We start from the raw sequence: 14,074 nt of genomic DNA, 5'->3' as shown, positions 1-14,074 counted from the left end.
AGCAGAAGGGCTGTGGCGCAGAGCGTTGTTGTTCTCTCCTCCCAGCTGATCACCACCCTGTCGGCACTGGCCTATCTGCGCTGGAGAGGGATCCGGGGCACCCGGCTGGAGGTCGTTTCGCTCTATCGCGACGACCTCAGCCATTCGGCCAAGGCCTTCCAGCCGCTGCTCCTGGATCTTGCGGCTGAGGATGGGCATGACTGCCGGTTCATCGCCGGAGACAGCGCGTTCACTGAGCCGGAGCCCAGGGCCTGCAGCCTGTTGGTGCTGCCGCGCTTGGACGATCGCGAAGGCCAGCGGATGCTCCGCACCTATCAGGCGTCAGAGGTGGTGGAGTTGGGGGAATCGATTGGGGTTGAGACGCGGCTGTATTCACGGAGTGGGCGTCGGGAACGCCAATGGATGTTGCGGCGATTGCACTGTGCTGATGGCCAAGCTGTGGTCCGACAGGATCCCCTGATTCCGTTAAATCAGCCTGTCGATCCAGGTCGGCTGCGTTGTTTGCTCGAGCTCTGCGCCACATGTCGCGTGGCATTCGCCGACTCCCCTTCCACCAATGGCACCCCTGCGCCAGGGCTGATGCTCTGTTTGCCATACCTCAAACTGCAGACCTGGCGCTTTCGCTGGCGCCTGATGGGGCGATCGCTGGGTTGGCGCCAGGCGCCGGTGATTGAGAACGGTTCCTATGTAAGGCGTGCCGTTCGTTCGGCCTGGCGCCACCTGCCCGCGGCTGCACCGTTGAGGGTGCAAGCCCATCCCAAGAACGAATCACACCATGGCTTGATCGAACGGCTGTTGGCTTCGTTGCGTCCCGATGCTCCGCTCCAGGTGCTCGGCTCGACAGACCCTCTGGAGGTGCGGCTGTCGACCAGATGGTCGTCTGAAGCGAGTGGACCTTGGCAGCTGCTGGGCTTCGGCACCAACCTCCTGACCGCCGCGGTGTTTCTGGCGCCTCATCACCGTGGTGTCACGCTCTGCCAGCCGGCGGAGCAGGGTTGGTGGCGGCGTTGCTCAGACCCTTGGCTCAACCGTCGTGAATGGCGGAGAAGCCAGCACGTGGGCGCCTTGCTGAGCAACCTTTTGGATGCTCTGGATCAGCTGCAGGCTCAGTAGTGGTTGCCCACCTTGCGGTGATGCACCGCGGTGCTGGCCTCGGCATCAGCCACGTTGCCCTGCTCCACTACGGCATAGATGATCCAGTGATCAGGGCCTTCCATCCGTTGCTCCACCCGGCAGCCCAGAAAGGCCAGGGCATCAGCGAGCACCGGGCCGCCATCGGCGGTTCCCTCCAGCACGTTCACCCCAGCGAAACGATCGGCACCGGGGGGGAAGCGCTTGAGGAAATGGCGCATCAGTTGTTGGTGATTGTTCTGCCGTAGAACATTCAGCACGAAGCGGTCGCCCACTTGCATCAGGGCTTCGATCGCCCGGTCTTTGGCGACGGCGATGGTGAGGCCCGGTGGGGTGAAGCTGGCCTGGCTCACCCAGCTGGCCACCATGGCGCTGCGGCGTTGCGATTCGCCCTCCCCCTGGCTGGCGGTCACCACATAAAGGCCACCGCTGATGCGACCCAGGGCCTTGTCGAGGTCGCCATCGAGGCTTTTCATCGCCGCGATCGTCTTTTCTTTGGTCAGCAGCTGGCCGAGGTCAGTGCCGGACTCCTCACAGCGTTGGTAGTCGCTGCCCTGGGGCAGCTGTTTGATCCGCAATGGGCTGAAGGCTTGCTTCTGCCCCTGGCTGCGCAGTTGATCGGCGACGGCGTCGATCGGTTCATCGTTGCCGCCGAAGGCGTCGTACACCCCCACCAGCTGTTTGGGATGCAGGGCCGCCAGCAGGGTTCCGATCGAGGCCTGGAGATCCGGTTCCGGTTCCGCGGGCCAGGTCGGCACCACAACAGCTTTGGCATCGCCCACCAGGGCGGTGAGTTCCTGGGGATCGGTGGCCCGCAGGTCCACCAGCTGCACCTGGGCATCCGCCTTGCCGATGCCGTGGGCAATGGCCTGGCTGATCCGATCGGAGAAGCCGTATTGGCTCAGGTAACAGACGGCGGCATAGCTCTCGCCTTTGCTGCGCTGGCCGCTCCACTCGCGGTAGTCGCTGATCCAGTGGCTGAGGTGATGCCGCAACAGCGGTCCGTGGCCCACCGCGATGGTGTTGATCTCCGGCAGGCCATCCATGCGCTTGAGGGCCTGCAGCACGCTGCGGGCATTCGGGCCCATCAGGCAGTCGTAGTAGAAGCGGAAATCAGGGGCGATGGCGCCGGGGTCGGCGTCGAAGACGTCGTCAGAGCAGTAATGCAGACCGAAGGCGTCGCAGGTGTAGAGGATGCCTGTGCCGTGATCGAAGGAAAAGATCGTGTCCGGCCAGTGCAGGTTCGGAGCACTGAGGAATTCGAAGCGGTGCTGGATGCCGCTGTCGGGATTGGTGCCGAGATCCAATTCCTCGCCCGACTTCACCGCACGGGATTTGAACGGCCTGTGCACCTGGTCCTTGAGGAACTGCAGGGCCACCTTTGACCCCACGATTTCAATCTCGGGATTGAGGTCGATCAGGTCACCGATCAACCCGGAGTGGTCGGGTTCGGTGTGGCTCACGATCAACACATCGATCGCAGTTGGATCGATCTGCTGCTTGAGCAGGGGGATCCAGGTGTCGCGGAACTTGGCGTGGCTGGTGTCGATCAGGGCGGTGCGTTCCCCCCGCACCAGGAAGGCGTTGTAGGTGGTGCCGTTGCGCAGGCCGAATTCAATGTCGAAGCGGCTGCGGTCCCAGTCGAGGGAGCGGATCGTGGTGGTGTCGGCGGCGATGGCCTCGCACTGCAGCGACAGTTTCGGAGCAGCGGGAGCAACGACCATGAAACCGACCGTGACGGAAGTCGACTCTACGGAGATTCAGCGGGGCAAAGCGGCGGAGACTGGTATCAACTGCAACCTTGTGATGGCGTCATCGACGCTGCGACGCAGCATTGGACCCGGGATCCTCTTGGCCGGTGCCTGCATTGGTGGATCCCATTTGATGTCGTCCACCACGGCGGGAGCCCGATTCGGCTTTGCGCTGGTGGGTCTGATCTTGCTCACCAATCTGATCAAGTACCCGTTCCTGCGCGTGGGCACCCGCTTCACCGCGGCCACCGGACTGTCGCTGCTGGAGGGGTTCCAGAAACGCAATCCCCTCTACCTGCCGCTGTACCTGGTGGTGAGCCTGGTCACCGGCACCTTCACCATCGCGGCGGTGAGTTTTGTGGCGGGGCTGCTGCTCACCAACATCCCTCTCCTGGCGGGGTTGGACCCCTACGGACTGTCCATCGCCGTGCTGGCGGTGAGTGGCCTGGTGCTGCTGCTGGGGCATTACCGGGCGCTCGACCGTCTCTCCAAGCTGTTGGTGGTGCTGCTCACCCTGCTCGGGGGTGGCGGCTGCATCACTGCTGATCCGCGGCCCCGTCGGCGATGTGGCGGCCAGTTGGGTCAGCACCGATCCCAGCCCCTGGACCCTGGCCAACCTGGCCTTCCTGATTCCCCTGATGGGCTGGATGCCCGGACCGGTGGAGATGTGCGTGTGGCCGTCGTTGTGGATGTTCTCCCGTGCGCGCGACACCGAGCACACCGCAACGCCAAAGGAGGCCGAGTTCGATTTCAACCTCGGCTATGGCGTCACCGTGGTGACGGCGATGTTCTTCGTGATCTTGGGCGCTTACACGATGTACGGCAGCGGTGACGGAATGCTCGCCGGCAGTGGCGTGTCCTTCGCCCAGAAGCTGATCAAGCTCTACACCGCCGCCATGGGTGGTTGGGCGGCCTGGGTGATCATCCCCGCGGCCTTTTCCGCCATGTTCAGCACCACCCTCACCTGCCTCGATGCCTACCCCCGCAGCATTGCGGCGATCCAGGGCTTGCTGCGTCATCACGACAGTGGGGATTCAGAGCCGGGGCCCATGCAGCGTCGCTTCGACATCTGGGTGATCGTGCATTTCTTGGCCGCTGTGCTGGCGCTGGTGGTGGCCAAGAGCGGCGGAATCGGCGTGAAGGATTTCGTCTTCGGGGCGATGACCGGCAGCTTCCTCACCGCTCCTCTGTTCGCCTGGATGGCCATGGACACGATCAACAGCAGCCTGGTGCCGGCTGAGCACCGCTATGGCCGCTTGACCCAGGCCTTCTGCTGGTTCGGTCTGCTGTTTTTCAGTGGCTTCAGCTTGCTGTTCATCGGCCGCTTCTTCCTCGGCCTCGGCGGCTGATTCCACCCATGCTTCAACAAAAAACCCCTGCCGTGGGCAGGGGTTGGGCTTCCGTTCTTCTTGTCTTGGTGTGTTGGGCTTGTCCAGCCCAAGGCTTTCAGTGCTCAGGTTCTGATTCAGGACCTGATCAGCTCTCCACCTTCACCGAAACGCTGGTGTGTTTCACCGCTTTGCCGGCGTTGATTTCAAGAATGCCGTCCCGATAGCTGGCCTTGAGCTGGTCGCGATCGAGGCTGTGGGGGAAACGGAAGCTGCGGCTCCAGGTGCCGCTGCGGAATTCGCTCAGCAGCGGTGCGTTGCTGTCATCGCTGCCTGTGGCTGGGCGTTCGGCGCTGATCACCAGGTTGCGATCGGTGGCCTTGACGTCGATGGAGTCGCGGTCCACCCCGGGCAGTTCCAGTTGCACGGTGTAGCTGGTCTCGGTTTCGCGGATTTCGGCGTTGGGAACGCGCTCAGCGGTGGCCAGTTGTTGTTCGAGACGCTCGAATAGATCAAAGGGGGATTGGCGCAGGGTCAGCATGATGGTGGCTCCGAAGAATGAACATCTGCGGACTGGGTTGATCGCCCGCCATCACAATCTGCGCCGCTTGGATGAGAACCAGAAGCGTGAGAACCGTCCGTTTTGATTCGGTCTGTACCACCAGGTTCGGCTGGCACCACAGGGATGGTGTTGAAACCGAATCTCCTTAAAGCCACCACCAGTCGCTGAAACAGGCCGCCTGGCCGCAGACCCGCTCTTCCGCATCCCACAGGGTCCAGATCCGGGCCTTGTTGATCATGAATCGCCGTCCTTTGCGGCTGATGCGAATGCCGCGATAGTTCTGCACTGCATCGAGGCGTTTGGCCTGGCCCAGTGCGCTGCTGCGTTCCGCCCGTTCGCTGTCCGGGGCGGTAAGCCGTGAGGGCATGCCGATCAGCTCATCCCAGCGGCTGTCCCACAGCTGCAGGGCTGCAGCGTTGGCGTAACTGAGCTCGGGATCCTGCTCCCTGCCGTGAGCCAGCACCGGAAAGCCGCAGGCAAACAGGTTCTGGCACAGCAGCCGCTTCGGCTGGCCTGGTTGAGCGGAAGCGATCAGCGGCCTGCTGAAGGCCCGTTGATGCGATTGCAGCAGCACTGCGGCGAGTGCTTGTTTGTTGGCGGTGAGCCAGGCGGCTTCACGGGCCATGGCTTTGCTCCGCGTCAGCTCCCGGCTGCCATGGCCTGCAGCATCGCCTTCTGGGCACTGGCCTGACCATGGGCCTTGAGGTTGTTCAAGAAGGTGCTGCGCGCATCGGCGAAGCGTGGGTCTTCGGCCAGCGGCAGTTCTCCGGCAGCATCGAGGCCCGTGTCGCCATCCATGGCTGGGGTGATCACCACCAGGTCGCCATCGAGGCTGCGGTTGTAGCGCCACCACAGAGCCGGGTCTTGAACGGCTGCATGGGGGGGTAAAGGAGTGGCTTTACTGGCGGAGTTGCTGTTTGTTTTTTCCTTCGCTTGTTGGGCTAAGTCCGCGAGGGCTTTGCGTCGGTATTCCGCCAGGTCTTCCAGCAGTCGGGCCCGGTTGCGGCCCCGCAGTTGGAACAGCACGAAGGGATCTTCACTGAAGCGATCCCCCATCAGGAAATACACCGCGCTGATGTGTTTGCAGGGGTTGGCTTTGTCGGGGCAGCTGCATTCGCTGCGCACCTCCTGCAGCTTGAACGGGAACAGGCGCTTGCCGCTGGCGGCGAAGGCCCGTTCGATGTCGGAGGGCATGATCCCCGCCAGCAATTGGGCCGACCAGCGTGCTTTCTGGGCTAGGGCTTCCAGCACATAGCCCCAGTCCTCATCGTTGAGCACGTCCAGCCACAGCTTCACCTTGTACGGCGCTTCATCGGTGCCCTGGACGCGTGCATGCACACGGCGGCCTTCGAAGCGGATCGAGGTCACATGGCCTTCTCGGGCGTAGCCCCAGGCCCGCTCCAACCGTTTCTTGAAGCGGTAGCCGTTGATCAGCTCCATCCACTGCTCGACCCACCAAGGCTGTTGGCCCAGGCCGTCGTCGCCAATGGCGGTGATGCCGTTGCTGCTGCCGTTGCTGAGGGTCATGGTCAGGTGTCCTCCAAAGAAACGAGATCGCGCAATTGATCGCCACCGAGGCTTCCCAGCCAATCTTCGCCGGAGCCGATCACATCTTCGGCCAGGCGTGATTTCTCGCGGATCATGCGATCGATCTTTTCCTCTACCGAGCCGCTGGTGATGAATTTGTGCACCATCACCCGGTTGGTCTGGCCGATCCGATAGGCCCGGTCGGTGGCCTGGTTTTCCACGGCCGGGTTCCACCAGCGGTCGATGTGGAACACGTGGCTGGCCCGTGTGAGGTTGAGGCCCACACCACCTGCTTTCAACGAGAGCAGGAACAGCTGCGGACCGCGGGGATCCTCCTGGAAGCGATCCACCATCGCCTGGCGCTCGCTCTTGCGGGTGCCGCCGTGCAGGAAGGGAACTTCCGATTTCCAGCGCTGCTGCATCCAGGCCTGCAGCAGATGCCCCCATTCGGCGAACTGGGTGAACAGCAGGGCCCGATCGCCCGCTTCGATCACCTCATCGAGGATTTCCTCAAGCCGCTGCAGCTTGGCCGAACGGCCCAGGAAGCCATCGTCCACGGCTCCTTCGCTCAGGGCCAGGGCGGGATGGTTGCAGATCTGTTTCAGCCGGGTGAGCAGGGCCAGCACCTGCCCGTGGCGCTGCCCGCGCGGCGCCCGGGCAATGGCATCGAGGGTGTCTTCCACGGTCTTGCTGTACAGGGATTTCTGTTCCTTGCTCAACCCCACCCATTCGCTCAGCTCCACCTTCTCCGGCAGATCGGAAATGATCGTTTTGTCGGTTTTCAGCCGGCGCAGGATGAACGGACCCACGCGGCCTTTCAGGTCCCGCAGGGACGACATGTCGCCATACCGCTCGATCGGCATCCGGTAGCGCTGGCGGAAGAAGTCCTCTTCCCCCAGCACCTTGGGGTTGAGGAAGTCCATCAAGGCCCACAGCTCGCTCACCCGGTTCTCCACGGGGGTGCCGGTGAGTGCGATGCGGAAGCGGTTGCTCTTGCTGCGGCCGGTGCGGGCCAGATCCCGGGCGGCTTGGCTCTGCTTGGCGCCAGGGTTCTTGATCGCCTGGGCTTCGTCAATCACCACCCCCTGCCAGTCCTGGGTTTCCAGCAGTTCGCTGTCCCGCTGCAGCAGCCCGTAGCTTGTGAGCACCAGATCCACCTCCTTCAACGCTTTCTTGAGTTCAGCCGGTGTGGAGGGGCGGCGGGGGCCGTAATGCTCGGTGACCGTCAACTCCGGGGTGAACGATTCCGCCTCCCGTCGCCAGTTGGTGAGCACCGAGGTGGGGGCCACCAGCAGCACCGGGCGTTTCAGTTCCTGCTCCGCTTTGAGGTGCTGCAGAAACGCCAGCAACTGAATGGTTTTGCCCAAGCCCATGTCGTCAGCCAGGCAGGCCCCTTGATCGAAGCGGTGCAGGAAGGCGAGCCAGCCGAGGCCCCGCTCCTGATAGGGCCGCAGCTGACCGCTGAATCCTTCCGGGGCCGGCAAGGGGTCGGGGGCCTTCTGCTGGTGGTATTGCTCCAGCACCGATTGCAGCCGTGGGCCGGCGTCGAAGCGGTGCACCGGCATCCGCATCAACAGTTCCCCTTCCGTCCCCGTCAGCCGCAACGCGTCGTCGAGGCTCAGTTCAGGTTTTGCCCCGCAGAAGCGTTCGGCATTTTTGAGGTCGTTGGGCCGCAGTTCGATCCAGGCACCCTTGTGGCGCACCAGAGGGCTGCGCTTGCCGCTCAGGCGCTCCAGTTCCCGCAGGGTGAGCGTGACCCCGCCGATCATCAGATCCCACTCCCAGTCCAGACACTCACCCAACGTGAAACCGCTCGAGCGTTCGGGCAGTTCCGCTTTGATCGAGAGGCCCAGTCGGCTGGCCAGGCCACCGGAGAGGCTGGGCGGCAGCTCCACCCCCACGCCGGCATCCCGTAGCTGCCGGGCGGCCGTGCGCACCAGCACGAAGGCCTCGGCCGGGGTGAGCTGCATCGTTTCAGGTGTGGCGCTCTCCAGACCCCGCTCAATGGCCGGAAACACGCTCAGGGCGCGACCCATACCTTCCAGCAGCACTTCACCCGGTTGGTCCACCCGGATTTCTCCAAGCTGTAGCGGTTCCGCACCAGCCGCCCAGGCCGCGGCGGCCGGGAGCTTCAGGCTGGGGTCGGCTTCCGCCTGCAATCCGAAGCGCAGCTCCCAGAGATCCTCCCCATCCGGTGGGGTGTGCAGTTCAAGGCAGGTGCGGGCCGCAGCAAAACCGCCGGCGATGCCTTCCCTCCAGTGATGACTGGCGGTGGCCAGGCGTTCGGCCTCTTCATCACCGATCTCGATCACTCCGGTCTCCGACCCCAGGGCCTCCTGCCAGAGGGTCAGTAGGGGATCGAGTCCATCAGTGGATGGTTCAAAGTCCTTGCGCAGCTGCGCGTCCACCAGGTCTTCCAGCAGCGTCGCCACCCGCAGGCGTCCGCTGCGGGGCCGGCAGCTGGCCACAGGGTTGGCGGCCCGCATGGCCTCCGGTCGCAACCGGGTGGTGCGGTTGCTGCGGCGCCCCAGGGGTTCACGCCAGGGCAAGGCGCAGGTGGCCACCAGGGGCAGGCTGGCCGCCAGATCCTCCAGTCGGCGTCGGTCTTCTTCCCGGTTGAGCAAGGGCACCCAACGGGCCCGATGGGGATAGCCCTCGCCTTTGCTGAGCTCCATCTGGGGAATCCAGCGGCCCCGGGCCACCAGGCTCAGGGCCCAGCGCTGCAGATGGCTCCACCAGCGCAGTTCGTCAGCCAGGTCTGGATTGGTGCCGGAGAGGGGCAATCGGGACAGCCACTCCGTGGCAGCCGATGGTTCCACCGCGAGCCCTTGCACCTGCCAGGGCCACCATTCGGTTTGCTTGGGGATCGGTTCGCCGGCCTGCATCGGCAGCCCGGTCCAAGCCGGTGGTTCCGGCGTTGGCTCGTCTTTTTTGCTGCGGCTTTTGCGCGGCTTGACCGTCCGGCTCGGCAGGGTGAGACAGGCCGTGGCATCAATGCAGCCGCCCGGCAAAAGGTCGCGTTCGCTCAGCCAGGCCCTGAGGTCGTCATGGCTGAGGGTGAAGGGGTGCAGCGCCGGGGTGAGGCCTGGGCCTTCCGGTGTGGCCACCCGCCAGGTGTCAGCCCAAACGAGCAGTGCCGGTTGACCGGAACTGCTGGAGGTGCGGATGGCGGGAAGCCAGGTGGCGTGCAGCAGGCTCATGGCCGCGACGCGGGCAGGAAGCGGAGGGTGCCGTGGAGCAGGAGAGCACTGCCGATCAACGGCAGCCAGGCCTGAAAGAGCTCCAGTAGTAATGATGCCAGGCCATCGACCTGCCAGTTGTCAAGGGGTAGGGGCATGCCGAGGCTGCGCAATCCGCAGACCGCCCCCACCAGACCCGCCTGCAAATGCCCGTCATCAGGGTCCACCCGTTGCAGGTGGAACGCCAGCAGGCCGTAAAAGAGGCCGCAACCGCCCGAACGCACTGCAGCTTCCAGACCCCAGGGCAAGCTCAGCAGCCCTGCGCTGATGCCAGCAGCCAGCGCCCAACCGATCGACTGCAGCCGAAGTCGCTGGCGAATCTCGGGATCACTGGGTGGAACGGCCACGGGCGCCGGCGGTTCAAAGGCGATCATGACGGCAGGATCCCCCTTTCCTGTCATGGTTGCCGCCGCATCGTCGTCTTCTGCAGCGTCTGCACCGCGCAGTGGGGAGGAGATCCGTGAGGCCTTTCTCAACTTCTACGCCGAGCGCGGCCACAAGCGGATGGCCAGCGCCTCGTTGATTCCCGACGACCCAACGGTGCTGCTCACCATTGCGGGAATGCTGCCGTTCAAGCCGGTTTTTCTGGGCCAGCAGGAGCGCCCCGCGCCCCGGGCCACCAGTTCGCAGAAGTGCATCCGCACCAACGACATCGAGAACGTGGGGCGCACGGCCCGGCATCACACCTTTTTCGAGATGCTCGGCAACTTCTCGTTTGGGGATTACTTCAAGCAGCAGGCGATTGAGTGGGCCTGGGAGCTCAGCACCGGCGTTTACGGCATCGACCCCAAGAACCTGGTGGTGAGCGTCTTCCGGGAAGACGACGAAGCTGAGCAGATCTGGCGCGATGTGGTGGGGGTGAACCCCAAGCGGATCATCCGCATGGATGAGGCCGACAACTTCTGGGCCTCCGGCCCCACCGGCCCCTGTGGCCCCTGCTCGGAGATCTATTACGACTTCAAACCCGAGCTCGGGGATGAGGGCATCGATCTCGAGGACGACGACCGTTTCATCGAGTTCTACAACTTGGTGTTCATGCAGTACAACCGCGACGCGGAGGGCACCCTCACGCCGCTGGCCAACCGCAACATCGACACCGGGATGGGCCTTGAGCGGATGGCCCAGATCCTGCAGAAGGTTCCCAACAACTACGAAACCGATCTGATCTTTCCGCTGATCCAAGCGGCCGCGGATCTGGCGGGGGTCGATTACCACCAGCTCAACGACAAGGGCAAGACGTCGTTGAAGGTGATCGGTGATCACAGCCGTGCGGTGACGCAGCTGATCTGCGATGGCGTCACCGCCAGCAACCTGGGCCGCGGCTACATCTTGCGGCGCCTGCTGCGCCGGGTGGTGCGCCATGGCCGCCTGTTGGGCATCGACAAACCCTTCCTCGTCACGATGGGCGAGGCGGCGATTGCCCTTTTGAAGGGTGCACACCCCAGCGTGATCGAGCGCCAGGAGGTGATCCTTTCCGAACTCCAGCGGGAGGAAGCACGCTTCCTCGAGACCCTCGAGCGCGGCGAGAAGTTGCTGGCGGAGGTGCTGGCCTCCAAGCCCACCCAGATCAGCGGTGCCCAGGCCTTTGAGCTGTACGACACCTATGGCTTCCCGCTGGAGCTCACCCAGGAGATCGCCGAGGAGCAGGGCCTGGCCGTTGACCTCGATGGCTTCGAGGCGGCGATGGAGGAACAGCGCCAGCGGGCCAAGGCGGCCGCGGTGAGCATCGACCTCACCCTGCAGGATGCGATCGACCAGGTGGTGGCGGATCAGGCGGCCACCTGTTTCGAGGGCTATGAGGCCCTCGATCACGCCTCCTGTGTGCAGGCGTTGGTGGTGAACGGTGAACCAGCCAGCACCGCCAAGGCGGGTGATGCGGTTCAGGTGGTGCTCGACACCACGCCGTTCTATGGCGAAGGCGGCGGTCAGGTGGGCGATCGCGGCGTGCTTGCGGGCAGCGATCTGATTGTTCGGATTGAGTCCGTGAGCCGCAGCCGCGATGTCTTCGTCCATGCCGGGCGGGTGGAACGCGGCGAGCTCGCCTTGGGCGACACCGTGAAGGCCCAGGTGGACCGTGCCTGCCGGCGTCGGGCCCAGGCCAATCACACGGCCACCCACCTCCTGCAAGCAGCGCTCAAGCAGGTGGTGGATCCAGGCATCGGCCAGGCCGGATCACTGGTGGATTTCGATCGCCTGCGCTTCGACTTCCACTGCCCCACGGCGGTGACGGCGGATCAGTTGCAGCAGGTTGAAACCCTGATCAACGGTTGGATCAATGAGGCCCATGCGCTGCAGGTGCAGGAGATGGCGATCGAGCAGGCCAAGGCGGCTGGTGCCGTGGCGATGTTCGGTGAGAAGTACGCCGATGTGGTGCGGGTGGTCGACGTGCCCGGTGTGTCGATGGAGCTCTGCGGCGGCACCCACGTGGCCAACACCGCTGAGATCGGCCTGTTCAAGATCGTGGCGGAAAGTGGCGTTGCGGCTGGTATCCGCCGGATTGAAGCCGTCGCTGGTCCGGCTGTGCTCGCCTATCTGAATGAGCGCGATGCAGTGGTGAAGCAGCTCGGGGATCGCTTCAAGGCTCAGCCGGCCGAGATCGTGGATCGTGTGGCGTCCCTGCAGGAGGAGCTCAAGGCCACCGGCAAGGCGCTGGCCGCGGCTCAGGCGGAACTGGCGGTGGCGAAGGCCGGCGCTCTGGCCGCTAAGGCCGAGGCCGTGGGCGACTTCCAACTGCTGGTGGAACGCCTCGACGGCGTGGATGGCGCTGGTTTGCAGGGTGCAGCCCAGAGCCTGGCGGATCAGCTGGGGGATGGTGCGGCCGTGGTGATCGGCGGTCTGCCGGATCCCGGTGACATGGGCAAGGTGATCTTGGTGGCGGCCTTCGGCCAGCAGGTGATCGCCGCCAAGCTTCAGGCTGGCAAGTTCATCGGCGGCATCGCCAAACTGTGTGGTGGTGGCGGTGGTGGACGCCCGAACCTGGCCCAGGCCGGTGGTCGTGATGGTGCTGCCCTGCCTGCTGCTCTGGCTCTGGCCCGAGCTCAGCTCGAAGAAGCCTTGCAGGGCATCAAGTGAGTAACTGTCTGAACAGTTCTTTCATCAATGTCACTGCATCGCGGCGAGATGCTGGGGTCGTCTGTTTCTGAAGTTCGAAGTCCTCGAGCCTGGATTGACGTTCACTGATGAGTTGGCTGAATCGGTCAAAGAGCACGGGCTCTGCTTCGATCAGTTCTGCAATGGCTTGTCGATGAATCTCAAGAATGTCGGATTGACTCTGGCTTCGAATCGTTGCACTGCGAGGCGCATCGGTGAACACAGTCATCTCGCCGCAGATGTCGCCGCTTTGCAGGGTGGCAATTTCGGTGACTTGTTGCTTTGAATTGGATTTAATGATCGACACCTGTCCCTGAATCAGCATGAACAGGGAGTCTCCTGTTTCATGTTCGACGGCAATGATTTCACCAGGGCCGTAGGAACAGATTGAGCTTGTTTGGATGAGTCTGGTGAGCTGATCGTTCGAGAGGATGGAAAAGAGGTGATTGTTCTGCAGCAGTTCGACCGTGGAATCTTGCAGTTGAGCTTTGCTTTTCTGTGCTTTTGTTCGTTGCTCTGGTGTGGGTTTGCTCAGTCGCACGTCGCGAACGCTGAAGGGGAAGCTGAATCCCTCCCGCTGGAGGGCATACCAAAGTTGTTCCTGCAGGTCGCTACGGATAGTGCGAATTTTGCCGTAATCATCGATCCAGTTGAGCCATTCGTAGTTGACTGAGCTCTCCGCGAATGATTTGACGCGCACAACACAAGCGGGATCGTTCAGCACCAGAGGGTGATGCCTTGAAATTTGCTGCATCATCGCTTTGGCGATATGCGGCGGCATGCTGTAATCCAGGCCTATCTGAATCGGGGTGGCGTAGGCGCCATTGCTGGTGAAATTACGGATGCTTTTGGAGTTGGTGCTTGCGTGCGGCAAGGTCAGCCTTGAGCCGTAGAGGCAGTTGAGTTCTGTGTCCCTCCAGCTGATGGAGGCCACGCGTCCGATCTGCCCCTCGATTTCAATCCAATCGCCTTCGCGAATCACGCGTTCGAGTTGGAGGCTCAGCCCACCCACAAGGTCCTTGAGCGGGTCCTGAGCAGCTAGTCCTAAAACGGCCGTGAGCACGGCTGATGTTGTTACCAGTCCAACAAGGTCGATGCTGGATTGTTCCTGCAGCGTTAGCGCAACCAGTAAGCCGCTGCCCATGATGAACAGCAGGTCACGCAGAATTTTTGGGCTTGACGGCAGGAGCCGCAGTTTTGGCAGCAGCTCAAGCACCAGCCAGACGATGGAGCGGCTGATGGCAACCGCTACGAAAATGCTGACTAAGACATCGATGTCCAGTCCAGGAAGGTGCGGAATGCCCAGGGTTTCCGTGGTTTGAGCAGTCGCTTTGGCAATCAGTGCAATCCAGAGATGCCGCCAGGGAACGGATGGGATGTGAAGCCGTCGGCAGAGCTGCTGGCTCAGTAATCCTGCGAGCAGCGCTGCTAGCACCAGGAACCATT

Annotated in this window: 9 protein-coding genes and 1 pseudogene; 3 read left to right on the top strand and 7 right to left on the bottom strand. The window is 63.2% G+C overall.

The features are described from left to right. Window positions 1-12 precede the first annotated feature (12 nt). Window positions 13-1,113, top strand: coding sequence for a hypothetical protein (locus SynRS9902_RS12700; RefSeq protein WP_186509391.1), 1,101 nt, complete (start codon window positions 13-15; stop codon window positions 1,111-1,113). Here the strand turns inward: SynRS9902_RS12700 and SynRS9902_RS12695 are convergent. Continuing rightward, entirely contained in the window at window positions 1,107-2,855 is a 1,749-nt protein-coding gene (locus SynRS9902_RS12695; protein WP_186509390.1) for a diflavin flavoprotein, read from the bottom strand. The genes SynRS9902_RS12700 and SynRS9902_RS12695 overlap by 7 nt on opposite strands. Before the next feature lie 82 nt (window positions 2,856-2,937). Between SynRS9902_RS12695 and SynRS9902_RS12690 the strand changes: the two are divergent. Then, window positions 2,938-4,231, top strand: a pseudogene (locus SynRS9902_RS12690) (NRAMP family divalent metal transporter). 127 nt (window positions 4,232-4,358) lie between these two features. Here SynRS9902_RS12690 and SynRS9902_RS12685 read toward each other — a convergent pair. From SynRS9902_RS12685 to SynRS9902_RS12665, 5 genes are all read right to left on the bottom strand, one after another. Next, on the bottom strand, window positions 4,359-4,751 hold the full coding sequence (locus SynRS9902_RS12685) for an Hsp20/alpha crystallin family protein (RefSeq protein WP_186509389.1): 393 nt from the start codon (window positions 4,749-4,751) through the stop codon (window positions 4,359-4,361). A 166-nt stretch (window positions 4,752-4,917) separates the two neighbouring features. Beyond that, window positions 4,918-5,397, bottom strand: a complete 480-nt coding sequence (locus tag SynRS9902_RS12680) for an MEKHLA domain-containing protein (protein WP_186509388.1) — start codon at window positions 5,395-5,397, stop codon at window positions 4,918-4,920. Between the two features lie 14 nt (window positions 5,398-5,411). Then, window positions 5,412-6,299, bottom strand: a complete 888-nt coding sequence (locus SynRS9902_RS12675) for an SWIM zinc finger family protein (protein ID WP_186509387.1) — start codon at window positions 6,297-6,299, stop codon at window positions 5,412-5,414. 2 nt (window positions 6,300-6,301) lie between these two features. After that, complete coding sequence (locus SynRS9902_RS12670) at window positions 6,302-9,499, bottom strand: DEAD/DEAH box helicase (protein ID WP_186509386.1); 3,198 nt, start codon at window positions 9,497-9,499, stop codon at window positions 6,302-6,304. Next, window positions 9,496-9,912, bottom strand: a complete 417-nt coding sequence (locus tag SynRS9902_RS12665) for a hypothetical protein (RefSeq protein ID WP_038552390.1) — start codon at window positions 9,910-9,912, stop codon at window positions 9,496-9,498. Before SynRS9902_RS12665 ends, SynRS9902_RS12670 begins: the two co-directional genes overlap by 4 nt. A gap of 25 nt (window positions 9,913-9,937) precedes the next feature. On the opposite strand from SynRS9902_RS12665, the gene alaS reads away from it, so the two are divergent. Then, window positions 9,938-12,610: an alanine--tRNA ligase gene (gene alaS / locus SynRS9902_RS12660; RefSeq protein WP_186509385.1), complete on the top strand. Its 2,673-nt coding sequence runs from the start codon at window positions 9,938-9,940 to the stop codon at window positions 12,608-12,610. Here alaS and SynRS9902_RS12655 read toward each other — a convergent pair. Then, window positions 12,603-14,063 carry a mechanosensitive ion channel family protein gene (locus SynRS9902_RS12655; protein WP_222929469.1) on the bottom strand — a complete coding sequence of 487 codons (1,461 nt, stop codon included), beginning with the start codon at window positions 14,061-14,063 and terminating at the stop codon, window positions 12,603-12,605. The genes alaS and SynRS9902_RS12655 overlap by 8 nt on opposite strands. Between the last annotated feature and the right edge of the window lie 11 nt (window positions 14,064-14,074).

Source organism: Synechococcus sp. RS9902 (assembly GCF_014279635.1).
In the GTDB taxonomy this organism is placed as follows: domain Bacteria; phylum Cyanobacteriota; class Cyanobacteriia; order PCC-6307; family Cyanobiaceae; genus Parasynechococcus.
The sequence above is the reverse complement of the archived record's forward strand: the minus strand, read 5'-3'. Positions and strand labels throughout refer to the sequence as shown.